This is a genomic window from Rhodoferax sp. LS1R11, assembly GCF_056521395.1.
On sequence record NZ_JBWMAW010000003.1, the window covers coordinates 186733 to 210174 of the forward strand.

Consider the following 23442-nt stretch of genomic DNA (forward strand, 5'->3'; position numbering starts at 1 on the left):
CACATGACGATCAAACGAATTGGCCTGGGCACCGTCCTGGCCCTGGCGGTAGGCGCCGCGGTGGCGATGGGGGTGAGCTCGGGCACGGTCTTGTCCCTGCTGACGCAGGCCATCATATATGCCGTGTTTGCCATTGGGGTGGGCCTGCTGCTGCGCCAAAACGGCATGGTCAGCTTCGGCCATGCGCTGTTCTTTGGCGCCTCCGGCTATGCCGTGGGCCTGATCCTGCAGCTCAAGTGGATGCCGGCCGAGGCCGCCATCGCCGTCACCCTGGCAGGCCTGGCGGGGGTCGCCTTCGTCATGGGCCTGGTGATCGTGCGCGTGCCGGGGGTTGCCTTTGGCATGCTGACCCTGGCCATCGGCCAGATGTTCTACCTCACGGCCTCGCGTTCCCGCGGCATCACGGGTGGCGCCGACGGCATGAACATCGAGTGGCCCGCCGCGCTGTTTGGCGTGCCCACGGCCCAGTTGCTCCAGCCCGCCAGCCTCTTTTTGCTGTGCTGGACAACCCTGGTGGTGGTGATGCTGTTGCTGACCCTGTTGCTGCGCAGCCGCTTTGGCGCCATCACCGAAGCCGTGCGTGACAACGAAGAACGCGCCCGCTTCATTGGCATCCAGACCCTGCTGCCGCGCGCCACGGTCTATGCCCTGTCGGCCACCGTCACTGGCCTGGCGGGTTTGCTCTCGGCCCTGAACACCGGCTTTGTCTCACCCGAGAACCTGCACTGGAGCCTCTCCGGGGTGGCGCTGATGATGGTGGTGGTCGGGGGCTTCAAGGCCTTGTGGGGCCCGGCACTGGGGGCTGTGGTGTATTTCCTGGCCAAAGACATCCTGGGCGACTACGCCAACCACTGGATGGCGATCTTTGGCATCGCCCTGATCACCGTGATCGTGTTCTCGCCCACCGGCATTGCCGGTGCACTGCAACGCCTGATCCAAAGCAACAAAGCCGCCCCCGCCGCCCCCCGCGCGGCCGGGCACTGAGGGGAGAAACAAGATGACTGAATATGTATTGCGCGCAGAAGACGTGGCCATCCACTATGGCGGCGTCAAGGCGGTGGATGGCGTGGCCATCACCCTGAAGCGCGGCCAGATCCGTGGCCTGATCGGGCCCAACGGCGCCGGCAAGTCCACCGTGATTGACGCCATCACCGGACGCGTGCGTCTGACCCGTGGCCAGGTGTTTCTCGGCGAGCAGGACGTCACTGCCCTGGGGCCGACGCAGCGGCGCATGAAAGGCCTGTCACGCAGTTTCCAGCGCACCAGCATCTTTGGCCAGATGCCGGTGCGAAAACAGGTCGAACTGGCCTCCTACAAGATGGGCGTGGCCGATTCGGCCGCCGATGCCGATGCCGTGCTTCAGGAACTCGACCTGCTGCCGATGGCGGACGTGATGGCCGAAGACCTGGGCTACGGCGAACAACGCCGCCTGGACCTGGCCCTCGCCCTGGTGGGGCGCCCCAGCGTCTTGCTGCTGGACGAACCGATGGCCGGGCTCTCGGTCAAGGAGTCGATGGACCTGGCCAAACACCTCAAGGCTCTGACCTCGCGCTGGGATGTTTCGGTGTTGCTGGTGGAGCATGACATGGACGTGGTGTTCGGCATCTCCGATGTTGTCACTGTTTTTGAACTCGGCCGTGTCATCGCCAGTGGCGAGCCGACCAGCGTGCGCGCCGATCCGCGTGTGCGGGAAGCCTATCTTGGGAGCGCAGCATGAGCGCTTTGTTGAAACTGGAGAACGTCAACGCCTTTTACGGCGCGGCCCACATCCTGCATAACCTGAACCTGACGGTGAACCCGGGCGAGCGCGTGGCGCTGGTCGGGCGCAACGGCGTGGGCAAGACCACGGTGGTCAACACCATTCTGGGCCTGGCGTCCCTCAAAGGCGGGCAGATTCACCTGGGCGACTACGCGCTGCAAAAGCCACGCCCCTACCTGGCGGCCCAGCATGGCGTGGTGGTGGTGCCGCAGGGTCGGCGAATCGTGGCCAACCTGACGGTGCAAGAGAACCTGATCCTGGGTGCCGCCGTCGGGCGCAAAGGGCCCTGGAACGTGCCCGAGGTCTACAAGCTGTTTCCCATATTGCAGGAGCGCGCCCACACGCCGGGCACCGCGCTCTCGGGTGGCCAGCAGCAGATGCTGGCGGTCGGGCGGGCCCTCATGGCCAACCCCAGCCTGATCCTGCTGGACGAGCCCACTGAAGGCCTGGCGCCGGTGATCGTGGACCTGTTGGCGCGCATCTTCAACCAGGTGGCCGAGCAGGGCACGGCCTTGCTGTTGATCGAACAGAACATGAGCCTGGTGGTGCGGGTGGCCCAGCGTTACTGCGCCATGGCCAAGGGTGCGGTGGTGGCCCAGGGGGCCGTGCAGAACACGCGTGAGAGCCTGCTGGACCTGGAAACCCATGTGATGGTTTAGGCCATCGCCCCAACTTTTTTGTAAATACCGGTCGCCGGACCGATTCCGGCTGTTTGATTGAGGAGACAACCCCATGTTCAAGATGAAAACCCTGCCGCGCACGCTCGCCACGCTGGCTTTGGTGGCAACACTTCCTGTGACCGTGCTGGCCCAGGGCAAGGAGCCGGTCAAGGTCGGGCTGGTTTCTTCCAAATCCGGCGTGTTTGCCCAGCAAGGTGAAGAGGTCATCCGTGCGATTCAGTTCGCCATTGACGAAGCCAATGCTAAGGGCGGTGTCGATGGCCGCAAGGTCGAGGTGCAGATTGCTGACGATGAGGGCACCCCCGACGCCGGCCGCCGCGTTGCTGAAAAATTGGCACGGGACGGTTACAACCTATTGATTGGCGCCATCCCCTCATCCATCTCGCTGGCGCTGGCGCAGAACCTGGACCGCTGGGACGCCGCATACTTTATTGTCGCGAGCAAGTCCGACAAACTCACCGGCGACACCTGCAAGCCGCGCAGCTTCCGCACCAACCATTCGGACGCGATGGACATCGCCATGATCAATGAATGGGCCAAAGGATTGAAAGAAAAGAGCTTCGCCGTGCTCGCTGCCGACTATGTGTGGGGCCGTGATTCGGGTGAATCGTTCAAGAAGGCGGCCGAGGCCTCCGGCAAAAGCGTGCCCCTGAGCCTGTTTGTACCGATGGGCACCAAGGACTTCTCGCCCTACATTGCGCAACTCAAGGCCGCCAATGTAGATGCCATCTGGGTGGCCGAGACCGGCCGTGACGCCATCGCCTTTGTCAAGCAGGCAGAGGAATTCGGACTGATCCCCAAGACGCGCCTGATCGGCCATTCACTGATCCAGAACTTTATGATCAACGCGACCGGCAAGGCCCTGGACGGGACGCCGGGCACTACAGCCTACACAGCGGATATCGACAATCCGCGCAACAAGGTGTTTGTGGCGGCCTGGAAGGCCAAGTTCAATCGCCTGCCGACCGACAACGAAGGCCAGGCCTACAACGGCACGCAAGTGATGTTCGACGGCATCAAGAAGGCAGGCAGTGTGAAACCGGCGGATGTCAGCAAAGCGCTGCGTGGCGCCTCCCTGGACACGATTTATGGCACGGTCACCATGCGCGCCGCCGACAACCAGCTGCTGCTGCCCAACTTCGTGGGACGCGCCAAAGTAGTGGATGGCGCCTTGCGCCCGGTGATCGAACAGACCTTCCCACCGTCGCTGACGCCCGCTCCCTCGCTGCTTTGCAAAATGTAGGAGCGCCATGCCGCACATCCAGATTGACTACAGTGCAAACCTGGAAACGGCCGTGACCGACGCACGCTTGGTGGGCGCCATCCACCAGGCGGCTGTCGAATCGGGCATCTTCCCGGTGTGGGGCATCCGCACCTTTGCCCGGGTGCTGACGCAATACCGGGTTGGCAATGGCGAGGCCGACAACGGCTTTGTCAACGTCACCGTGCGTATCGCGCCGGGCCGCAACCTCGCCTTGCGCCAACGCATCAGCCGGGAGCTGTTCGGCGCCGTGCTGAAAACCATGGACGGACTGTTCAAGACGCAGCGGCTGGGTTGCCAGCTGGAGGTGACCGAGTTTGATGCCGCTGTGAGCATTTACAAAAACAACCTTGCCGCTACCGACGACCCCGCAGAGGCGCTAGTGTGCCGGACAACGTGACGACTCTGGAGAATGATTGATGAAACGTGTACTGGTGACGGGCGGCAGCGGATTTCTGGGCGCCTGGATCATCCGCCGGCTGATTGCCCGGGGTGTGGAGGTGCGGGTGTTTGACATCCACGCGAACCGGCAAACGGTGGCGGCGATTGCCGGCGACGTGGTCCACCAGTTGGACTGGCGTGTGGGCGATATCCGCCATGCCGAGGCTGTGCAGCAGGCGATGCAGGACTGTGACGGCGTAGTCCACCTGGCCGGTGTGCTGACGCCCGACTGCAGTGCCCAGCCGGTGCGCGGCGCCGAAATCAACCTGATCGGTGCGCTGCATGTGTTTGACGCTGCGCAGGCGCAGGGCCTGGGCCAGGTGGTGTACGCCAGCTCGGCCGGTGTTTTTGGTCCGCAGGATGCGCAACACCCGCAACCTGCCACCCACTATGGCGCCTTCAAGCTGGCGGTCGAAGGTTCGGCGCGGGCTTATTGGCATGATCGCCAACTGGCCAGTATTGGTTTTCGGCCCTTTGTGGTGTACGGCCCGGGACGGGAGACGGGCGTGAGTGCCGGCCCCAGCCTGGCCTGCCGCGCGGCTATGCGAAGCGAGCCCTACACCATCGGCTACAGCGGTGCCTCCGGCCTGATTTATGCGGACGACGTGGCGCAGGCTTTCGAGGCGGCCCTGCTGACGCCAGCGCAAGGTGCCAGTGCTTACAACCTGGTGGGCCAGGTCGCTACCGTGGACGAGGTCATAACGGAAATCCGGCGCCAGGTGCCCGGCGCCCAACTGAGCGCCGACGGCCCGCCGCTGACGATTGCACCCGGCATCACCGAAGATGGGCTGGACGCGCTGTTGCCCCAGCGCCAGCAGACCGGCCTGGTGCAAGGCATTGCGGCCACCCTGCAGTTCTACCGGGCACAGACGGCGCTGCAGTCCTGACCTGAAAGGCATTCCATGAACACCTCCTCTCCCATTCACGCCCTGGTGACCGGCGCCACCGGTGGCATTGGCCGTGGCATCTGTTTCGCCTTGATCGAGCAGGCCCGCCAAGGCGGTGCGCGCATCCACATCAGCGCGGCCGCCTCAACGCCCGGTGAGCGGCTGGACCAGCTGGTCGACGAATTGCGTGCCGCTGGCGCCACGGCCACTGGGGTGGCCGGCGACATCACCGACCCGGCAGAGTGCACGGCCCTGGTGGCGCAGGCGCGAGCCCAAGGCAGCGATGTGACGGCGCTCATTTGTAATGCCGGTGCCTCAGGTCCTAGCCGTCTGGCGGACCTGACGGCGGCGCAGTGGGACCGCACTTTCAACCTCAATACCCGTTCAACCTTGTTGCTGGCGCAGGCGGCGCGCGAACAATTGGCGCGTACGCGCGGCAGCATCACCGCCGTGGCTTCGATGTCGGGCCTGACGCCGCACCCGGGCTATGGCGCCTATTCGGCGGCCAAGGCCGCGCTCATCATGTTGTGCCGTCAACTCGCCCAGGAGTGGGCGGACGAGGGGATTCGCGTCAATACGGTCTGCCCCGGCATGATCCGCACGCCACTGACCGAATCGGTGTACCAGGACGCCGTCACCCTGCAGCAGCGCGAGGCGCTCGTCCCCCTGGCGCGCATTGGCCGTGCCGAGGACGTTGGCGCTGCGGTGGCTTACCTCACCAGCAGCGCGGCGTCTTATGTAACGGGACAAAACCTGGTGGTGGACGGTGGCATTTCCGACCATATGCTCAGCATGATTCCCGGGCGGCCCGGCAAGACTGCGACGGCTGACGCTCCCGTCTCAATTTGATTGTGTGAGCCTCTGAAATCGGGAAGACAGGCTGCAAGACTCCGGCACTCATCCTGCAAAAAACGGTGCCGGTAATCCCGCATCATTCATATCCACGCAAAACAGCCCGCCCGCCAGCGGCTCAGCCGCCAATTGCACGGTGTCCAAGCCGGAGCAGGCACTGCTGATGAACAGGGTCTTGAGGTCGGCCCCCCCAAAAGCACAGTTGGTGATGTGACGGGTGGGCAAGGTCACGCGGGCCAACTCGGTGCCTGTGGCGGGGTCGTTGCATGTCACGCAGCCGGCACCCCAGTGGGCCATCCACAGACGCCCCGCGGCGTCGGTGGTCATGCCGTCGGGGAACCCGTCCTGGGCGCCCCATTGGCGCCACAGGCGGCGCCCGCTCAATGCGCCGTCTTCAGGATTGAAATCAAATGCGTAGGTCGCCGCCTGCACGGTGTCATTGAAATACATCGTGCGTCCGTTCAGCGACCACGTGGGGCCGTTCGTTACCGCATAGCCGTCGGCCATGCGACTGCACTGGCCGTCCGGTGTATAGCGGTACAAGGCACCTGTGGGCTGCTGGCAGGCAAAGTCCATGGTGCCGCCCCAGAAGCGTCCCTGCGCATCGCATTTTCCGTCGTTGAACCGGTTGCCTGTGCGCTCGGGTTCAGGCTGGTGCAGGCGCTGCAGCGCGCCGGTTTCCGGGTTAAAAAATGCAAAACCCCGGCGCAGTGTGACCAGCAGCCCGGATGCCGATGCACGCTCGGCCACGGCCGATATTTCTTCTTCAAAGGCCCAGCTGTCCCGCGCTTGCGTGGCCGGGTGGTAACGGTGCAGCTGATGGCCCAGGATGTCCACCCAATACAGCGCCTGGTGCCGAACAGACCACAAAGTTCCTTCGCCCAGCATCGCGTCTGCGGCCCAGACACAACGTGGCTCGCCCAGAATAAGAGGTGCCGGGCGTTCCGACACTTCAATGGCAGAAGGCATCATTTTCAATCGTCTATTTAATGCGACTCGCGCGGCACCAGGGCGCCGCTGCCACCCACCAGAAAGTCCAGGTCAGCGCCCAGGTGGGCTTGCTGCACATGGTCCACGTACAGCTTTTGGTAACCGCGGTTCGGGTGGACCGGGGGTTTCCAGCTCAGGCGCCGCCGTGCCAGTTCGTCGTCGGTCACTTCCAGGTGCAGGCGCCTGCCCGCGACATCGAGTTCAATCATGTCGCCGTTTTGTACCAGTGCCAGCGGGCCGCCCGCAGCGGCTTCCGGACTGGTGTGCAAGACCACGGTCCCGTAGGCCGTGCCGCTCATGCGGCCATCACTGATGCGCACCATGTCGGTGATGCCTTTTTGCAAAATCTTGGGTGGCAGCGGCATGTTGCCGACCTCGGCCATGCCGGGGTAGCCCTTGGGGCCGCAATTTTTGAGCACCATCACGCAGTGCTCATCAATGTCGAGTTCATCGCCGTCAATGCGGGCATGGAAATCTTCAATATCCTCAAACACCACAGCACGACCGCGGTGCTGCAGCAGGTGCGCTGATGCCGCTGAGGGTTTGATCACCGCGCCATCCGGTGCCAGGTTGCCACGCAGCACGGCGATGCCGGCATCTTTCATGAAAGGTTCGTCCGGTGTCTTGATGACGTCGCGGTTGTAGCAGGGGGCTTTTTCAATGTTTTCCCCCAGCGTTTTTCCGTTGGCCGTGATGGCGTCCAGGTGCAGGATGGGTTTGATTTCGCGCAGCACGGCGGGCAGCCCACCGGCGTAGTAAAAATCTTCCATCAGGTATTTGCCTGAAGGCTGCAGGTTGAGCAGGCAGGGCACCTCAGCGCCCAGGCGGTCCCAGTCGTCCAGATCCAGCTTGATGCCCATGCGTCCGGCAATCGCAATCAGGTGAATCACCGCGTTGGTCGAGCCGCCAATGGCGGCATTGGTGCGAATGGCGTTCTCAAATGCCTCGCGGGTCAGGATCTGGGACATGCGCATGTCTTCCTTGACCATTTCCACAATGCGTCGGCCACTCATTTGTGCCAGCCGGTTACGCCGGGTATCGGCGGCGGGAATGGCCGCATTTTCAGGCAGGGACATGCCCAGTGCCTCGACCATGCTGGCCATGGTGCTGGCCGTGCCCATGGTCATGCAACTGCCTTTGGAGCGGTGCATGCACGACTCGGCCGCCGTAAAGTCCTCCTGCGTCATTTCACCCGCACGCACCATCTCGCTCATTTGCCACACGCCGGTGCCTGAGCCAATGTCGGTGCCACGGAACTTGCCGTTGAGCATGGGGCCGCCGGACACGCCAATGGTGGGCAGATCGCAACTGGCCGCACCCATCATCAGCGACGGCGTGGTCTTGTCGCAGCCCATCAGCAGCACGACACCATCGATTGGATTGCCACGAATCGACTCCTCCACGTCCATGCTGGCGAGGTTGCGAAACAGCATCGCGGTGGGGCGCAGCTGGGTTTCGCCCAGTGACATCACCGGAAATTCAAGCGGAAAGCCACCGGCCTCATAAACGCCGCGTTTGACGAACTCGGCCAGTTCGCGGAAGTGCCCGTTACAGGGAGTCAATTCGCTCCAGGTGTTGCAGATGCCGATGACCGGGCGGCCATCCAGTTCGTCATGCGGGTAGCCTTGATTTTTGAGCCAGCTGCGGTGCACGAAGCCATCCCGGTCATCTTTTCCAAACCAGGCCTGGCTGCGGCGAAAGGGGTGTTTTTTGGAATCCATGTCTCAGTTGTCTTTCGTTATGGGTTTGGCGCGAGGGCTTGACAGATCGCATCGTAGCAAGGCAAAGTGATAATGGAAAATAGATAAATTAATTAATGACATATTCAAATTGCAATACCTAAGGAATACCCTGTGACGACATCTCAAACTTTGGCCATTTATCCCAGCCTGCTCGGGCAGCGCGTCTTTGTCACTGGCGGTGGAACGGGCATTGGCGCTGCCATCGTCTCCGCGTTCGCTGAGCAGGGGGCCCAGGTCGCCTTCATTGACGTGGCGGAAGCTGAAAGCGCAGCACTGGCACAACGACTGGTCGACGACGGTCACCCTGCGCCATGGTGGCGTACCTGTGACGTTCGCGACGTCGCAGCGCTACAGGGCGCCATCGAAGAGGCCACGCGTGAGCTTGGTGATTTTTCGACGCTGGTGAACAACGTGGCGCGTGATGATCGGCACACCATTGAATCCGTCACGCCCGAGTACTGGGACGAGCGCATGGCCGTTAACCAGCGGCCCGGTTTTTTTGCCATTCAGGCCATCGTGCCTGGCATGCGCCGCCTGGGCGGTGGCGCCATCATCAACCTCGGCTCAACGGGCTGGCAGACCAAAGGCAGTGAATACCCGTGTTACGCCATCGCCAAATCATCCGTGAATGGTCTAACCCGTGGTCTAGCCGGCAGCCTGGGTGCGGACCGTATCCGGGTCAACACCGTGTCCCCGGGTTGGGTAATGACCGAGCGACAGATCAAGATGTGGTTGAATGCCGACGGCGAAGAAAACATCAAACGCAACCAGTGTCTGCCCGACAAGCTGAAGCCGTCCGATGTCGCCCGCATGGTGCTGTTTCTCGCGTCCGATGACGGTGCCATGTGCACCGCCCAGGAGTTCAAGGTGGACGCGGGCTGGAATTGAGTCCGGTGCTCAACGGGCCGGGTCTTCCGGCTCCACATCCAGTTGCTTTCCGTAGACCGTCATGGCCGAGACTTTCAGTGCACGCAGCATGACCTTGGCGGCCGGCGACAACAGGCGGTCGCGCCGGGTGATGATGCCAAACGCATCCATTTGGCAGGGCAGCGACATGGGCAGTATCGCCAGCAAGCCGTGGTCCGCGTAATAGCGGGCCACGTCGGTGGCCACAACGCTGAGCATGTCGCTTTGCTGCAGCATCTTGGTGGTGAACATCAGGGAGGCGGTCTCAATGACGTTGCTGGGGGCCTGCAAACCCTCTTCCTGAAACATCAAATCAAAGCGGTGGCGCAACACACTGCCGCTGGGCGAGACGATCCAGCCTGAATCAACGACATCCCGCAAGCCCAGGGTGGCGACGTTGAGCAAGGGGTGGCCTGGCCGCGCCACGGCACACACAGGCTCGTCGGTGAGCATTTCGTAGCGCAGTTCGGTCTTGTCATGTTGGGCGAACAGGCGCGCGACGAGGATGTCGAGCTTGCCCTGATTCAAGCGTTCAATCAACACATCGCTGGGTTCAATTTGCAGTGCAATCTGCAGGTTGGGATGGTCCTGCTTCACCAGTTTGACCGTGGGCGGCAGCAGCGCAAGTCCTGGCGCGGTGATGGCGCCCACATTGACCTGTCCAAACTGGCCGTTCTTGGCGGCCTGAAGTTCCTCATGCGCCTGGTTGAGGCTGGTCAGGGCAACGCGGGCATGCCGGATCATGGTTTCCCCGTACCAGGTGGGGCGCATGCCGCGGGGCAGGCGGTCAAAGAGCGACACCTCCAGGGCGTCTTCCAGGTCCTTGAGCAGTTTGGATGCCGCTGGCTGCGTCATGTTGAGGACTTGGGCCGCGCGGTGAATGTTGCCCTCTTCGGCCAGCGCGACCAGCAGCAGCAGCTGTCGTGTCTTCAGCCTCGCACGCAGGAACCAATGCATGTAGTTAGTCATTTCAGGGTTTGTACCAATCTTAGTATTGACATCACAAGTAGATCAAACAGTATTAGAAAATTATCAATCAAATCCGTATCATTGTGGCTCAGCGACAAAAATGCAAAGCCCGCTGAAGGCAATTCAAACATCCATCAGGAGACAAATAATGAAATCTCGTAGAACAACACTCAAGGCGCTGGCCGCTGGCTTGACGCTTGGCTTTGCCTTGGGGGCGCCGCAAGCCAATGCGCAAGACAAAGGGACTGTGGGTGTGGCCATGCCCACCAAAACGTCAACCCGCTGGGTGAGTGATGGCAACAGCATGGTCACGGCCCTGGCTGCCAAGGGCTATAAAACTGATTTGCAATACGCGGATGACGACATTCCAAATCAGCTGGCCCAAATCGAAAACATGATCACCAAGGGCGTCAAGGTGCTTGTGATCGCCGCCATTGATGGCTCCACCTTGTCCAATGCGCTTCAAAAAGCCGCTGACAAAGGCATCAAGGTCGTGGCCTATGACCGCCTGATTGTGGGCAGCAAAAATGTGGATTATTACGCCACGTTTGACAATTTTCAGGTGGGCGTGTTGCAGGCGCAATCCCTCGAAAAAGCCCTGGGCCTCAAAGACGGCAAAGGCCCGTTCAATATTGAGCTTTTTGGTGGCTCGGCGGATGACAACAATGCCTTCTTCTTCTATGACGGCGCCATGTCCGTGCTGCAGCCTTATATCGACAAGGGCAAGCTGGTGGTGCTGAGCAAGCAGATTGGCATGAACAAGGTTTCCACCTTGCGTTGGGACGGTGCAGTGGCCCAGTCGCGCATGGACAACTTGTTGAGCGCCTACTACGGCAAAGCCCGTGTGAATGCCGTTTTGTCACCGTATGATGGTTTGAGCATTGGCATCTTGTCTTCACTCAAAGGCGTGGGTTACGGCAGCGCCGGACAACCTTACCCCTACGTGAGTGGTCAGGATGCTGAAGTGCCTTCCGTCAAGTCCATCATCCGCAAGGAGCAGTATTCCACCGTCTTCAAGGACACCCGTGAGTTGGCCAAAGTGACTGCGGGGATGGTGGATTCCATGATGAGCGGGAAAGCCGTGGAGATCAACGACACCAAGACCTATAACAACAAGGTCAAGATTGTTCCGTCCTACTTGTTGAAACCGGTGAGCGTCGACCTGTCCAATTACAAGCAGGTGCTTGTTGGCAGTGGCTACATCAAGGAAGAGCAGTTGAAATAAGGGTATTGCGCCATTTTCAAAAAGGCTCTGTGCCGACACGCGCAGGGCCTTTTTACATTTTTAAATTGCTGACATGATCAAAAAAGAAACGCAGGCCAACATGGAGAAACCCATTCTTGAAATGCGTGGCATGAAAAAATCATTCCACGGCGTGAGGGCACTCAGCGATGTGAACCTCACCGTCTACCCCGGGCAGATTCACGCCATCGTGGGTGAAAACGGCGCAGGAAAGTCCACCTTGATGAAGGTTCTCAGCGGTGTCTACCCTTATGGAGAGTATGGGGGGGAGATTCTATTTCTCGGTCAGGAGTGCCGTTTCAAGGACATCTCTGACAGCGAAGAGAAAGGCATCATCATCATTCACCAGGAGTTGGCGTTGGTGCCCCTGTTGTCCATTGCGGAAAACATTTTTCTGGGCAACGAGCAGGCACACTACGGCGTGATCGACTGGACGGCGTCGTTCTTGAAGACGCAAGCCTTGCTGAAAAAGGTGGGCTTGAAGGAGTCTCCCAGCACGCTCATCACCAATCTGGGTGTGGGTAAACAGCAACTCATTGAGATCGCCAAGGCCTTGTCCAAAGAGGTCAAACTTCTGATTCTGGACGAGCCGACGGCCAGTCTGAACGAGACTGACAGTGATGCGCTGCTGGAATTGCTGCTGGAACTCAAACGTCAGGGCATTGCCTGCATCCTGATTTCGCACAAGCTCAACGAAATTTCCAAGGTGGCTGACGCCATTACCGTGCTGCGCGATGGGGCCACCGTTGCCACGCTGGACTGTACCCAGGAGCCTATCAGTGAAGACCGGGTCATCAAGCACATGGTGGGGCGCGAAATGGCGGACCGTTATCCCAAACGAACGCCCAACACCGGTGACAAGGTTTTTGAAGTCAAAAACTGGCAAGTCCATCATGATGTGCATCCCGAACGTCAGGTGATCAAGGGCGTTGACTTGCATGTCAAACGTGGCGAGATTGTGGGTATTGCCGGCCTCATGGGGGCTGGCCGTACCGAACTGGCCATGAGCATTTTTGGTCGCACTTACGGTCAGGGTATCAGCGGACAGGTATTTTTGCATGGCAAGGAAATTGACACCCGTACGGTGCAAAAAGCCATTGACCACGGCATTGCCTATGTCACCGAAGATCGCAAGGGGTATGGCCTGGTGCTGGACGAAACCATTGCATGGAACACCACGCTGGCCAACCTGAACGCGGTGTCCCGCAACACGGTGATTGATGAGGGGCGTGAATTTGGCGTCGCGGAGGAATATCGGCGCAAGCTCAATATCCGCAGCCCGGACGTGTTTGCACGGACCGTCAATTTGTCTGGTGGCAATCAACAAAAAGTGGTGTTGAGCAAGTGGCTGTTCTCGAATCCCGAGGTGCTGATCCTGGATGAACCCACGCGCGGCATTGACGTGGGGGCCAAGTACGAGATTTACACCATCATTGCGCAGCTCGCCAGCGAGGGCAAATGCGTCTTGATGATCTCGTCTGAAATGCCTGAACTGCTGGGCATGTGTGACCGGATTTGTGTGTTGAACGAAGGCACCTTCGTGGCCGAATTTTCAGCCGCCGAGGCGACCCAGGAAAAAATTATGCGATCCATCGTGACATCAGGAGTGAACTGACATGGCAACTTTAAGCTCCGGAGCTCAGCCCGTGAAATCCCAATCCAGCGCCGGTTTCCTCAAAAATAATTTGCGGGAATACGGTCTCCTGATCTCACTCGTTGCGATCATGGTCTTCTTTCAGGTGATGACGGACGGGACCCTGTTCCAGCCCCTGAACCTGACCAACCTGATTCTGCAAAACAGTTACATCATCGTCATGGCGTTGGGCATGTTGCTGGTCATTGTGGCCGGTCACATTGACCTCTCGGTGGGGTCGGTGAGCGGCTTCGTCGGCGCGGTGGCGGCGGTGTTGATGGTGGAGTACAAGATGCACTTTGTACCTGCCGCCATCCTTTGCCTGATCCTGGGGGGAGTGATCGGCGCTGCGCAAGGCTACTGGGTTGCGTTCTACAAAATACCGTCCTTCATCGTGACGCTGGCAGGCATGCTGGTCTTCAAGGGTCTGGCGCTGGCCGTGTTGGGCGGTTCGTCCGTGGGCCCATTCCCGGAGGTGTTTCAGCTACTGAGCACCGGTTTTATTCCAGACCCCTTTGGCGGAGAAACACTGCGCATCACCTCGCTAATGGCTGGTCTGCTCATGGCACTGGTGCTGCTGATCACCAAGGTGCGGGGTCGGGCGGAGCGTGTCAAACATGGCATGGACAACGAGCCCTATGTGTTTTTCATCGTGAAAAACCTGGTTTTCGCCGCAATGATCGCCGCCTTCAGCTACCTTCTGGCCTCTTACAAGGGCTTGCCCAATGTGTTGATCGTGATGCTGCTGTTGATGCTGGTGTATGACTTTGTCACCTCGCGTACGACGATTGGTCGGCGTATCTACGCGTTGGGTGGCAATGAGAAGGCGGCGCGCTTGTCCGGTATCAAAACCGAACGGTTGACGTTCTACACGTTCATCAACATGGGTGTACTGGCTGCTCTGGCGGGCCTTATCTTTGCCGCGCGCCTGAACACGGCGACGCCCAAAGCGGGTCTGGGTTTTGAACTCGATGTGATTGCGGCCTGCTTCATTGGTGGTGCATCTGCGTCTGGCGGTGTGGGCAAAGTCCTGGGCGCGGTCATTGGCGCCTTCATCATGGGTGTGATGAACAACGGCATGTCCATCATGGGCATCGGCATCGATTACCAGCAGGTGATCAAAGGCCTTGTGTTGCTGGCCGCAGTGTGTATTGACGTGTACAACAAGAAAAAATAAAGAGAATTTCAAATGAACGAAACAAAAATGGCGCGCTTCAAAGGTGTCTTTCCCGTGGTGCCGACCACCTTCACGGAGTCTGGCGAGCTTGACCTGGAAAGTCAAAGGCGCTGTGTTGATTTCATGATGGATGCAGGCTCCGATGGGCTGTGCATTCTGGCCAATTTCTCTGAACAATTTGTTCTCTCGGATGCCGAGCGGGAGGTGCTGACCCACACCATTCTGGCGCACGTCAAGGGCAGGGTGCCCGTCATCGTGACCACCACACACTTCAGTACCCAAATCTGCGCCCAGCGTAGCGTGCAGGCTCAGCAGGCCGGTGCGGCCATGGTGATGGTCATGCCGCCCTACCACGGGGCGACCATCCGCGTTCCGGAAGAGAAGACATATGAGTTCTTTGCCCGCCTGTCGGATGCGATTGATATTCCCATCATGATCCAGGATGCCCCGGTGAGCGGAACCGCCCTGTCAGCCGCCTTTCTGGCCCGAATGGCGAAAGAGATCAAACAGGTGTGCTATTTCAAGATCGAGACGCCTGGTGCGGCCTCCAAGCTGCGTGAATTGATTCACCTGGGTGGTGATGCCATTGAGGGCCCATGGGATGGTGAGGAAGCCATCACTCTCATGCCGGACCTGGACGCTGGTGCAACCGGCGCCATGACCGGTGGTGCCTACCCGGATGGCATCCGCCTGATCGTGGACGCCTACGCGTCAGGTCAGCGTGAAGAGGCTGCGAGCCTGTACCAGCAATGGCTTCCCCTGATCAATTATGAGAATCGGCAAAGTGGCTTGCTCGCCGCCAAATCCCTGATGAAGGAAGGTGGCGTGATAGATTGCGAGGCGCCCCGCCACCCGTTCCCCGCCATGCACCCTGCGACGCGTGCGGGCTTGATTGAGACGGCGCGTCGTCTCGATCCGATGGTGCTGCGCTGGGGCAAGTAGTCCATTTTTAAAAGTAGGTTCCATGTCTTTAAATCCTGTAATTTCAATGCTGGGGCGCAGATTGCGCCTGGCCGTCATTGGCGGAGGCCCGGGCTCATTCATTGGCGCCATGCATCGTCAAGCCGCCCGGCTGGATGACCGTTACGAACTGGTCGCTGCGTCACTGTCGTCTGATCCTCAAAGATCTGTCCAGGCCGGACGGGAGATGGGTCTGAGCCCCGAGCGGTGTTATGCCAGCGGGACCGCGTTGATGGACGCTGAGGCCGCCCGTGGAGATGGCGCTGATGTGGTTGCCATCATGACCCCCAACGACAGCCACTTTGAATTTTCTGTGGCGGCACTGGCCAGGGGTTTCGATGTGATTTGCGACAAGCCCATGACCAACACGCTGGAAGAGGCGCAGCACCTGCATCAAGCGGTGTTGGACTCCGGGCTGGTTTTCTGCCTGACCCACAACTACACGGGCTACCCCATGGTCCGCCAGGCCAAAGCAATGATTGAACAAGGGCAGTTGGGAACGGTGCGTCTGGTGCAGGTGGAGTACGTGCAGGGTGGCCGCGCCAAGGAGGGGCCGGGGCGCAAAGCCTGGAAGGAAGACCCGGTGCGTGGCGGGCCGTCTTTGGTCATGGGCGACATTGGAACCCATGCGCACAATCTGCTGCGTTTCATCACCGGGCTGGAGGTGGAGCAAGTGGCCGCTGAGGTGGGCTGTATCGTTCCCGGGCGGGTGACGCATGACTATGCGGGCGCCATGCTGCGCCTGAGCAGCGGGGCTCGTGGCAGTTTCTGGGTGACTCAGGCGGCAGCCGGGGTGGAAAACGGCTTGCGGATTCGAGTGAGTGGTTCTGCGGGCAGTCTGGAGTGGATGCAGGAATGCCCGCAGGCGTTGACCTTCAAGCCGCTGGATGCGCCGTCCCAGAATCGCACGCCCAATGGGCCCGGTACTCTGCCACTGGCCGCCCGGTCGTCACGCATTGTGGCGGGCCATCCTGAAGGTTTCCACGAGAGTTTTGCCAATATTTATTCGGATGCTGCCGAGGCCATCGCGGCCCGTCGATCCGGCCAGGCCCCAGACCCGCTCAGCCTTTATTTCCCCAACTCATGGGATGGCTTGCTGGGTGTTCAATTTGTGGACAGTGTGATTCGGTCCAGCAACCAGAACGGGGTCTGGTCCCCGTGTGTTGGAAACTGAATTCACAAGGGCAGGACCCAACGCAGGCCGAGGGTCCAGTTTCTTCCAAGGGCTGGTTCATAGAACTGCGATGCGGCCTGGTTGACGATCACTGATCCCACATAGCGCTCGTCCGTCAGGTTGTCGATGCGGGCGTAGGCCGTCAGACTGCCCGTGCCCACGGCCCAGCGATGGCTGGCTTTCACATTCAAGGTGGCGTAGCCGTCGGCGGACGCCGTGTTGGTGTCGTTGGCATACAGCCTGCCTGCCTGGGTGAACTCGATGCCCGCCTGGCTGCCCATCGCAGTTCCTTTTTTCATGCCGGCGATAGTCTGGCTGGTCCACAGCAGTTCTGAAAAAAGAATGCTCTGGGGGATACCGGGCATCTTGTTGCCTTCGGCCACACTGGATGTGCCACTGTTGAATGCCTGCGAAAACACCGCGTTGATCCGGGAAGCCGCCAAGGTCGCGCGAACATGCGGCGTCAGCTCGGTGCTGCCCGAGAGTTCCCATCCGGTGCGCTTTGTTCCGGGCGCGTTTTTGTAGGCGGTGCTGCCACCACTGCTGATGGCGACGACGACTTCATTCTGGGCGTCAATTTGAAACAGCGTCACATCCACGCGCGAACCAGAACCGGGAACCCACTTGGCCCCCAGTTCAAATTGACGGCTGGTCGACGCATGGATGGCCGTATTGAATGCGGGTGCGCCAGCCCCTGTGTAGGCGACTTCGGCCAGCGTGGGCGTTTCAAAGCCCTTGCCGTAATTGGCATACAGGTTGAGGTCTTCTCTGGCATGGTAGGTCAGCCCCAGAACAGGGCTGGTGGCCCGATAAGTGACCTCGCCCGAGCCATTGCCATTACTCAGAAAGTAGTCTTCACTGTTGAAGCGCACGGTGCTGGAGCGCAGTCCTGCGATGGCTGATATTTTTTCACTCACGAGCGCCGTGGCCTGCACAAAGAAATCACTGTTCCTGGCGGTGTTGTCTTCATCACGGTTCAGCGATCCGGGTGATTTTTCTCCTGCTGGTGATGCGCCGCCCTGGCGTCGTTCTACTGACTGATCAAATTCATAACCCGCCGTCCAGGAGACCGGTGTCCCTGCCATCCGGGTTTGCTGGTTGTATTGCAGGCCGGCACCGTAGTAGGTTCGGCTCAACCCCACCCAGAAGCTGTTGGCCTGGTATTGGGTGTTCTCCCGGTTGCCGTAGTAAGCCCGTGCCGTGACTGAATTGTTGGCGTCAAGTGCATGGGTCAGCGAGGTCCCCAGCTGCTTCTGGCTCGTGATTTTTCGGACCCGTGCGCTCAGGGCATTGCTGCCTGCTTGCGCCGGATTGGCGGCCATCTGGGCGGCGGTCAGTCCCAATGGGTCCTGGGCCAGTGGCATGTCGAACTGGTTAAACACCACATTCACCCGGGTCTTGTCACTGGGGCCAAAACTCAATTTGCCGTTGAATTGCTTGCGTTCGGTCTGGCTGTTGTCCCGGTAGCCGGTGGTGTCAAACGTGCTGTAGTCCGCCACCAGTCCGTAGTCATGGATGCGTCCGGCGTATTGCCAGTCGGAGCGACGCATGTCGTAGGAGCCAGCGTAATACTGCGCCCCGAACTCCGGCTGTTCAGGCGCGTTCCGGGTGAAGGCCTGGATGACGCCACCGGCCGAATTGCCGTACATCTGGGCCAGTGGGCCGCGCAGAACCTCAATGCGGTCGGTGGACGTCAGGCTGATGGATGACCCCTGACCCTGACCGTCCGGCGTGGTGGCGGGAATGCCATCCACCAGCAAACGGATGCCCCGGATGCCAAAAGCGGAACGGGCACCAAACCCCCGAATGGAGACCTGCAAGTCCTGCGCGTAGTTTTGACGATTCAGAATCGTCAGACCGGGTACCCGGTTCAAGGATTCGGACAGGTTGACTTGGGGGCCTGCGTTCAACAGCGTGTTGCGGTCAATCGACTGAATCGCTGCGGGTGCATCGAAGCTTCGTTGCTCGGAACGGGATGCCGATATCACCACCTCGTCCAGCGTCTGGGCATTGAGGGCCGTGTGGCTCAGGTTGATCACCGCCAATGCCACCGATGTTTTGCCTATCAGGGAGAACCGGCTTTTCAACTTGTGTTGCCGCATAACGTTCCTTCATTGACGGTTGAATGCACATTTTCCAAGCGATTCGGAGGCGTGTGGCGTGACCCGCCGACCCCCTTTATAGGAGTCTGTTGGTTTTTAGTGTGCAGGTTGGATTGTGAAATTATTTCATGGTGCATCGAAATTAATTGCATTCCCGATATGACGTAACCGTCAACACGTCAGTTTGGAAAAACGCTAGATTAAAAAAAGGCATTGCGGCAGCAATATTGTTGGCGGCACATCAATGCCGGTATTTCAATTAGAGGAGACAACGATGAGTATCTTTAAAAGGAACCTGGTTGTGGCTGCGATCAGTGCGGGGATCGGAGGCTTGGTGATGGCTCAGGCGGCACCACCCGTCAACATCGAGAAATTGAAGCAGATGAAAGTGGCAACGACGGATTTGAATATTCCGCTCGTGCCCCAAACCGGCGCCAATGCGGACGCGATCAGGGAGAACCTGAAACGCGTCAAGCTGCCGCCCGGGTTCAAGATTGGCCTGTATGCCGTGGTGCCTGATGCCCGCCATATGGCGGTTGCGCCGTCCACCAACATGCTGTTTGTCGGCACCCGAAAAACCAGCGTCTGGGCGGTGACCAACCGCAACAGCGGTGAAGCGGCGACCGAGGTGAAGTCCTTTGCACCATCTCTCAAGTTCAGCAACCCCAATGGCGTGTGCTGGACCAAGGACGGCTTTCTGGTGGTGACCGAACACAACCGCGTCTTGAACTTTCCTGCTGCCGAGTTTTTCTATGAAGGCCCGGACGTGGCGGTGATTGAAGTGGTGCCTCAAGGCAAGCTGATTCCAACCGAGGAGGAAAGCTATAACCACGGTGCGCGCACCTGCCGCATCGGCAAGGATGGCATGCTGTATATCACGATGGGACAGCCGCACAATGTGCCGCCCCGCGACAAGCTGAAACTTTATGACGAGTGGGGAATTGGAGGCATCGTTCGCATGAACGCGTTTGATGGCAGCAAGCGCGAAGTGTATGCACGCGGCATCCGCAATTCGGTGGGCATGGACTTCAACCCCAAGAACAGCGACCTGTGGTTTACCGACAACCAGACAGATGGCATGGGCGACCTGATTCCGGCCGGGGAAATCAACCGGGCCACCAAGCTGGGCCAGTTCTTCGGCTACCCGTGGATTCAGGGCAAAACCCGCATCACTGACAACGGCTATGACAAGGATCCGCTGCCCGCCAATGTGACCAACCCCGAGGTCTACATGGAAGCCCATGCCGCGGACTTGGGCATGACCTTCTACACCGGCAAGAAATTTCCGGCCAAGTACCAGGGCGGCATCTTCTCGGCACAGCATGGCTCATGGAACCGCACTGACCCCATTGGCGCGCGCATCATGTTCACCAGTTTGAAGGCTGACGGCTCAGCCGACAAGACCGAGGTCTTTGCCGATGGCTGGCTTGACCCGCAAACGCGCCAGTACCGGGGTCGTCCTGTCGATGTGGCCAACCTGCCAGATGGCTCGATCTTGGTGTCAGACGACTTTGCCGGTGCGATTTATCGAATCTCGTACACGGAATAGGGCGGGACCGCATGCAGCCCGAGATGAGTCAAAGACTAACAAGCACTTCCGCCTTGGCGATGTTCAGCTGGGCGCTGCTCATGCTGAACATGGGGGCTGCCCAAGCGGGTGATGTGATGGCGGGAAAGGCCCGTGCGGGCATGTGCGTCACCTGCCACGGTCCACTGGGCCTGAGCCAGATTCCCAATGCGCCGCATTTGGCAGGGCAACCTGCGATGTATGTCGTGGAGCAGTTGAAAAATTTTCGCAGTGGCAAACGTCAGAACGAGGTGATGAACGTCATGGCCAAGCCTCTGACGGATCAGGACATTGACGACCTGGCCGCATGGTTTGCCTCCATCCAGATCTCTGCGACGCAGCAATAAAAAACCCGCTCTCCAATGACGGAGAGCGGGTTTTCATTTAATTTGACGGTACAAAAGCAGCGTCTGGTGCCGGGGCCGCACCCGCAGTCTGTCCGCTAACCCGCATGAATACTAGGCTACCATCGTGGAATGGAGAAATGTGCCCCCATTTGTGCCCCCAGACTGCGAAGGATACCCCCATGAAATTGACAGACGCCCAGTTGCGCAACCTGACCGAGCCCGGCAAACACTTCGACGGCAACGGGCTTTATCTGGAGCTGACCAAGGCGGGCGGGCGCTACTGGCGCCTCAAATACCGCTTTGGCGGCAAAGAAAAGCGGCTGGCCTTTGGCGTTTACCCAGCCGTGGGCCTCAAGCAAGCCCGTGACCTGACCAACGAGGCCCGCAAGGTGCTGGCCGATGGCGGCGACCCGGGCGAACTGCGCCGGGCCGATAAAGCCAAGACCGCACACGAAGCCGTCAACACCTTGGAGGCCGTGGCGTGCGACTGGATGGCGCACCAGGCGAGCCGCTGGGATGATGAAACGGCGGGCCGCATCCGTGCATCCCTTGTTGCAGACATTTTCAAACCCTTGGGCTCCCGACCGCTGGCCTCCATCAAGCCTGGCGAAATCATGGCGGCGGTCAAGAAGATCGAGGCACGCGGCGCAAGTGACCAGGCGGGCAGGGTGCTGCAGCGGGTGAAGGCCGTTTACCGGTGGGCCATGATCCACGAGCGGATCGACTCAAACCCCATGCTTGATCTGGTGCCCTCTGAAATCCTCAAGCCCCGCGAGGTGAAGCACCGCGCCGCGATGTCAGACAAAGAGCTGCCCGAGTTCTTGCCAAAGCTGGCCGCCTATGACGGCGACCCCCACACCGTGCACGCCATGCGCCTGCTGATCCTGACCGCCACCCGCCCTGGCGAAACACGCGGGGCCCTGTGGTCAGAGTTCGACCTGGACGCGGCGCTGTGGATCATCCCGGCCGAACGCATGAAGATGCGTACTGAACACCGCGTGCCCCTGTCCAGTCAGGCCGTGGCGGTGTTGCGCACCATGCAGACCCTGAGCGGCGGGCGTGAGTTGGTGTTCCCCAGCCCGTACTACCCCAGCAAGCCCCTGAGCGAAAACACCTTCAATTCAGCCCTGGCCCGCATGGGCTACAAAAACACGGCAACCGCCCACGGTTTTCGGGCGCTGTTTTCCACGGTGGCCAACGAATGCGGGTGGAATCCTGACGTGATCGAGCGGCAATTGGCACACAAGGAAGCGAACGAGGTCCGGGCCGCTTACCACCGTTCGGCCTACCTCGAAGACCGCGAGCGCTTGATGCAGTGGTGGGGCGACTACCTGGACGGCCGCAAGGCTGGCAACGTGGTGAAGATGCCCAAGCGGGCCGCTTGAATCGCCCACCTGACAGCACCAGAAAAGCCGCCCCGCATCACGTGCCGGGCGGCTTTTTCACGATTTTTTCGATTGCCGCCACCTGCTGATTCTCAAAAACACTGAGACACTGAGGACAAACCAGCGAAACCAAGCAACCATGCGGGTTTCAAGCCGATTGGGGACTGAGGACAAAGTGAGGGCAAACTGAGAACAAAGTGAGGACACTTTTATATGATGAAAATTATTCAATCTCCTATATCCAGTTCTTCGCCCTTTGTTCGATGCAGCCCCGGCCCGCTGTGAACCCTCGCGGTTTGCCTTGCACTTTGCCGGAAAGCGGCGCGAAGGGGCTTCCCCTTGGAGCCATCCTCCCGGCGGGGCACTGCGGATAACTTTTCAGTCGCTGAAATAATGCAACTACAAATAATCATTGCATTCCTATTAATCGTAACTACAATAAAATATGAATGTGACGTTTGACCCGACCAAAGACGCCTTGAATCTGGCAAAGCATGGCTTTTCATTGCTGGATGCCGCTGGCTTTGAATGGGATGCTGCTTTGGTGTGGCCGGACAAGCGCCGCGACTATGACGAGGCCCGCATGGTTGGGCTGGTTCCAGTCAATGACAGGTTGTTTTGCGTGGTGTTTGTTGACCGGCCGCCAGAGCAACCAACCGAGCGCCGCATCATCAGTCTGAGAAAAGCCAACAGTCGAGAGGTGAAACGATATGCAAACAACGATTAAAACCCGCAGTGGGCGTGTGCTCACCATGCCAACGCCTGCCGAGGATGCCGCTATCACGGCCGCCGCAATGTCCGACCCGGACGCCATGCCGCTCACGGATGCTGAATGGGCGCAGGCCAAGCCACTGGTACGCCGTGGCCGCCCGCTGGGCAGTGGCACCAAGACGCAAATCACGCTGCGCCTTGACGTGGACGTGGTGGATAAATTCAAAGCATCTGGGGATGGCTGGCAAACCCGCATCAATGAGGCCTTGAAAAGCTGGGTTCAAAGCCACGCATGAAGTTGCGCTGTGAACTGACAGAGCCAGCCACATAAGCGCTTTGCCATGCCTACCCTGCGCCTGATCCGCAAGGGGGAAAAGTCGGTTCCTTCACCGGCCTTGCGCTGTTGTGATTGGCGGGCACCAGCTCAGGCGACTGCAAACCGTGGGCACGCCCTTGTGCGGTGGCAAACCGTGGGCGCACTGTGGATAACTTTTCAGACGATAGGAAGAAACCGGGTTACGTATGGATGCCCAAAAAATAGGCAGTGTTGACAAGGTGCGTAACTCGTTGAATTCATTGAATATATCCGCTAATTCGTACAAAGTTATTCATTTCATCTACTTTATACGACGGGCGTTATGTTAACTAGATCGTAT

The 23442-nt window shown here is 59.6% G+C and carries 22 protein-coding genes; 18 read left to right on the forward strand and 4 right to left on the reverse strand.

Going from position 1 to position 23442, the window contains the following annotated elements; genetic code table 11:
- Positions 1 to 3: 3 nt before the first annotated feature.
- The 7 genes from AC097N_RS05580 to AC097N_RS05610 all read left to right on the forward strand — a co-directional run bounded on the left by AC097N_RS05580 (position 4) and on the right by AC097N_RS05610 (position 5877).
- Positions 4 to 984 (forward strand): branched-chain amino acid ABC transporter permease, encoded by a 981-nt coding sequence (locus AC097N_RS05580; RefSeq protein ID WP_479579754.1) that lies wholly within the window; start codon positions 4 to 6, stop codon positions 982 to 984.
- A gap of 13 nt (positions 985 to 997) precedes the next feature.
- Positions 998 to 1717, forward strand: a complete 720-nt coding sequence (locus tag AC097N_RS05585; RefSeq protein WP_479579755.1) for an ABC transporter ATP-binding protein — start codon at positions 998 to 1000, stop codon at positions 1715 to 1717.
- Positions 1714 to 2418, forward strand: coding sequence for an ABC transporter ATP-binding protein (locus tag AC097N_RS05590; RefSeq protein ID WP_479579756.1), 705 nt, complete (start codon positions 1714 to 1716; stop codon positions 2416 to 2418). Before AC097N_RS05585 ends, AC097N_RS05590 begins: the two co-directional genes overlap by 4 nt.
- Before the next feature lie 73 nt (positions 2419 to 2491).
- On the forward strand, positions 2492 to 3682 hold the full coding sequence (locus AC097N_RS05595; RefSeq protein ID WP_479579757.1) for an ABC transporter substrate-binding protein: 1191 nt from the start codon (positions 2492 to 2494) through the stop codon (positions 3680 to 3682).
- 7 nt (positions 3683 to 3689) lie between these two features.
- Complete coding sequence (locus AC097N_RS05600; RefSeq protein ID WP_479579758.1) at positions 3690 to 4100, forward strand: 5-carboxymethyl-2-hydroxymuconate Delta-isomerase; 411 nt, start codon at positions 3690 to 3692, stop codon at positions 4098 to 4100.
- Between the two features lie 19 nt (positions 4101 to 4119).
- Positions 4120 to 5028 carry an NAD-dependent epimerase/dehydratase family protein gene (locus AC097N_RS05605; RefSeq protein ID WP_479579759.1) on the forward strand — a complete coding sequence of 303 codons (909 nt, stop codon included), beginning with the start codon at positions 4120 to 4122 and terminating at the stop codon, positions 5026 to 5028.
- A 15-nt stretch (positions 5029 to 5043) separates the two neighbouring features.
- Positions 5044 to 5877, forward strand: coding sequence for an SDR family NAD(P)-dependent oxidoreductase (locus tag AC097N_RS05610; protein WP_479579760.1), 834 nt, complete (start codon positions 5044 to 5046; stop codon positions 5875 to 5877).
- A 48-nt stretch (positions 5878 to 5925) separates the two neighbouring features.
- Here AC097N_RS05610 and AC097N_RS05615 read toward each other — a convergent pair whose 3' ends face one another.
- Together AC097N_RS05615 and AC097N_RS05620 are read right to left on the reverse strand one after the other, a co-directional pair.
- Positions 5926 to 6849, reverse strand: a complete 924-nt coding sequence (locus tag AC097N_RS05615; protein WP_479580097.1) for an SMP-30/gluconolactonase/LRE family protein — start codon at positions 6847 to 6849, stop codon at positions 5926 to 5928.
- Between the two features lie 17 nt (positions 6850 to 6866).
- Entirely contained in the window at positions 6867 to 8591 is a 1725-nt protein-coding gene (locus tag AC097N_RS05620) for an IlvD/Edd family dehydratase (protein WP_479579761.1), read from the reverse strand.
- Positions 8592 to 8723: 132 nt separating this feature from the next.
- Between AC097N_RS05620 and AC097N_RS05625 the strand changes: the two genes are divergently transcribed.
- A complete protein-coding gene (locus tag AC097N_RS05625; protein ID WP_479579762.1) occupies positions 8724 to 9500 on the forward strand; it encodes an SDR family NAD(P)-dependent oxidoreductase in 777 nt (258 codons plus the stop codon).
- A 9-nt stretch (positions 9501 to 9509) separates the two neighbouring features.
- On the opposite strand, the gene AC097N_RS05630 is transcribed toward AC097N_RS05625, so the two are convergent.
- A complete protein-coding gene (locus AC097N_RS05630; RefSeq protein ID WP_479579763.1) occupies positions 9510 to 10487 on the reverse strand; it encodes a LysR substrate-binding domain-containing protein in 978 nt (325 codons plus the stop codon).
- A 148-nt stretch (positions 10488 to 10635) separates the two neighbouring features.
- On the opposite strand from AC097N_RS05630, the gene chvE reads away from it, so the two are divergent.
- The 5 genes from chvE to AC097N_RS05655 all read left to right on the forward strand — a co-directional run bounded on the left by chvE (position 10636) and on the right by AC097N_RS05655 (position 16674).
- The gene (gene chvE / locus AC097N_RS05635; protein ID WP_479579764.1) at positions 10636 to 11712 is read left to right on the forward strand and encodes a multiple monosaccharide ABC transporter substrate-binding protein; all 1077 of its coding nucleotides are present in this window, start codon (positions 10636 to 10638) and stop codon (positions 11710 to 11712) included.
- Between the two features lie 73 nt (positions 11713 to 11785).
- Positions 11786 to 13345 (forward strand): multiple monosaccharide ABC transporter ATP-binding protein, encoded by a 1560-nt coding sequence (gene mmsA, locus AC097N_RS05640; protein WP_479579765.1) that lies wholly within the window; start codon positions 11786 to 11788, stop codon positions 13343 to 13345.
- Between the two features lies 1 nt (position 13346).
- Positions 13347 to 14540, forward strand: a complete 1194-nt coding sequence (gene mmsB / locus AC097N_RS05645) for a multiple monosaccharide ABC transporter permease (protein WP_479579766.1) — start codon at positions 13347 to 13349, stop codon at positions 14538 to 14540.
- Between the two features lie 12 nt (positions 14541 to 14552).
- A complete protein-coding gene (locus AC097N_RS05650) occupies positions 14553 to 15482 on the forward strand; it encodes a dihydrodipicolinate synthase family protein (protein ID WP_479579767.1) in 930 nt (309 codons plus the stop codon).
- 22 nt (positions 15483 to 15504) lie between these two features.
- Positions 15505 to 16674 (forward strand): Gfo/Idh/MocA family protein, encoded by a 1170-nt coding sequence (locus AC097N_RS05655; protein ID WP_479579768.1) that lies wholly within the window; start codon positions 15505 to 15507, stop codon positions 16672 to 16674.
- Positions 16675 to 16676: 2 nt separating this feature from the next.
- Here AC097N_RS05655 and AC097N_RS05660 read toward each other — a convergent pair whose 3' ends face one another.
- Positions 16677 to 18776, reverse strand: a complete 2100-nt coding sequence (locus AC097N_RS05660) for a TonB-dependent receptor family protein (protein WP_479579769.1) — start codon at positions 18774 to 18776, stop codon at positions 16677 to 16679.
- A gap of 274 nt (positions 18777 to 19050) precedes the next feature.
- On the opposite strand from AC097N_RS05660, the gene AC097N_RS05665 reads away from it, so the two are divergent.
- The 5 genes from AC097N_RS05665 to AC097N_RS05685 all read left to right on the forward strand — a co-directional run bounded on the left by AC097N_RS05665 (position 19051) and on the right by AC097N_RS05685 (position 23082).
- Positions 19051 to 20325, forward strand: a complete 1275-nt coding sequence (locus tag AC097N_RS05665) for a PQQ-dependent sugar dehydrogenase (protein ID WP_479579770.1) — start codon at positions 19051 to 19053, stop codon at positions 20323 to 20325.
- 23 nt (positions 20326 to 20348) lie between these two features.
- Positions 20349 to 20690 carry a c-type cytochrome gene (locus AC097N_RS05670; protein ID WP_479579771.1) on the forward strand — a complete coding sequence of 114 codons (342 nt, stop codon included), beginning with the start codon at positions 20349 to 20351 and terminating at the stop codon, positions 20688 to 20690.
- Positions 20691 to 20869: 179 nt separating this feature from the next.
- Positions 20870 to 22075 (forward strand): tyrosine-type recombinase/integrase, encoded by a 1206-nt coding sequence (locus AC097N_RS05675; RefSeq protein WP_479579772.1) that lies wholly within the window; start codon positions 20870 to 20872, stop codon positions 22073 to 22075.
- Positions 22076 to 22520: 445 nt separating this feature from the next.
- On the forward strand, positions 22521 to 22802 hold the full coding sequence (locus AC097N_RS05680; protein WP_479579773.1) for a BrnT family toxin: 282 nt from the start codon (positions 22521 to 22523) through the stop codon (positions 22800 to 22802).
- A complete protein-coding gene (locus AC097N_RS05685; RefSeq protein ID WP_479579774.1) occupies positions 22786 to 23082 on the forward strand; it encodes a BrnA antitoxin family protein in 297 nt (98 codons plus the stop codon). Before AC097N_RS05680 ends, AC097N_RS05685 begins: the two co-directional genes overlap by 17 nt.
- Positions 23083 to 23442: the final 360 nt, after the last annotated feature.

Coding starts and splice junctions, on each gene's coding strand:
- AC097N_RS05590 (WP_479579756.1), top strand. CDS start 1,714: ATGAGCGCTTTGTTGAAACTGGAGAACGTCAACGCCTTTTACGGCGCG.
- mmsA (WP_479579765.1), top strand. CDS start 11,786: ATGATCAAAAAAGAAACGCAGGCCAACATGGAGAAACCCATTCTTGAA.
- AC097N_RS05665 (WP_479579770.1), top strand. CDS start 19,051: ATGAGTATCTTTAAAAGGAACCTGGTTGTGGCTGCGATCAGTGCGGGG.
- AC097N_RS05595 (WP_479579757.1), top strand. CDS start 2,492: ATGTTCAAGATGAAAACCCTGCCGCGCACGCTCGCCACGCTGGCTTTG.
- AC097N_RS05610 (WP_479579760.1), top strand. CDS start 5,044: ATGAACACCTCCTCTCCCATTCACGCCCTGGTGACCGGCGCCACCGGT.
- AC097N_RS05600 (WP_479579758.1), top strand. CDS start 3,690: ATGCCGCACATCCAGATTGACTACAGTGCAAACCTGGAAACGGCCGTG.
- AC097N_RS05680 (WP_479579773.1), top strand. CDS start 22,521: ATGAATGTGACGTTTGACCCGACCAAAGACGCCTTGAATCTGGCAAAG.
- AC097N_RS05580 (WP_479579754.1), top strand. CDS start 4: ATGACGATCAAACGAATTGGCCTGGGCACCGTCCTGGCCCTGGCGGTA.
- chvE (WP_479579764.1), top strand. CDS start 10,636: ATGAAATCTCGTAGAACAACACTCAAGGCGCTGGCCGCTGGCTTGACG.
- AC097N_RS05675 (WP_479579772.1), top strand. CDS start 20,870: ATGAAATTGACAGACGCCCAGTTGCGCAACCTGACCGAGCCCGGCAAA.
- AC097N_RS05655 (WP_479579768.1), top strand. CDS start 15,505: ATGTCTTTAAATCCTGTAATTTCAATGCTGGGGCGCAGATTGCGCCTG.
- AC097N_RS05605 (WP_479579759.1), top strand. CDS start 4,120: ATGAAACGTGTACTGGTGACGGGCGGCAGCGGATTTCTGGGCGCCTGG.
- AC097N_RS05670 (WP_479579771.1), top strand. CDS start 20,349: ATGAGTCAAAGACTAACAAGCACTTCCGCCTTGGCGATGTTCAGCTGG.
- AC097N_RS05650 (WP_479579767.1), top strand. CDS start 14,553: ATGAACGAAACAAAAATGGCGCGCTTCAAAGGTGTCTTTCCCGTGGTG.
- AC097N_RS05615 (WP_479580097.1), bottom strand. CDS start 6,849: ATGCCTTCTGCCATTGAAGTGTCGGAACGCCCGGCACCTCTTATTCTG.
- mmsB (WP_479579766.1), top strand. CDS start 13,347: ATGGCAACTTTAAGCTCCGGAGCTCAGCCCGTGAAATCCCAATCCAGC.
- AC097N_RS05585 (WP_479579755.1), top strand. CDS start 998: ATGACTGAATATGTATTGCGCGCAGAAGACGTGGCCATCCACTATGGC.
- AC097N_RS05630 (WP_479579763.1), bottom strand. CDS start 10,487: ATGACTAACTACATGCATTGGTTCCTGCGTGCGAGGCTGAAGACACGA.
- AC097N_RS05660 (WP_479579769.1), bottom strand. CDS start 18,776: ATGCGGCAACACAAGTTGAAAAGCCGGTTCTCCCTGATAGGCAAAACA.
- AC097N_RS05685 (WP_479579774.1), top strand. CDS start 22,786: ATGCAAACAACGATTAAAACCCGCAGTGGGCGTGTGCTCACCATGCCA.
- AC097N_RS05620 (WP_479579761.1), bottom strand. CDS start 8,591: ATGGATTCCAAAAAACACCCCTTTCGCCGCAGCCAGGCCTGGTTTGGA.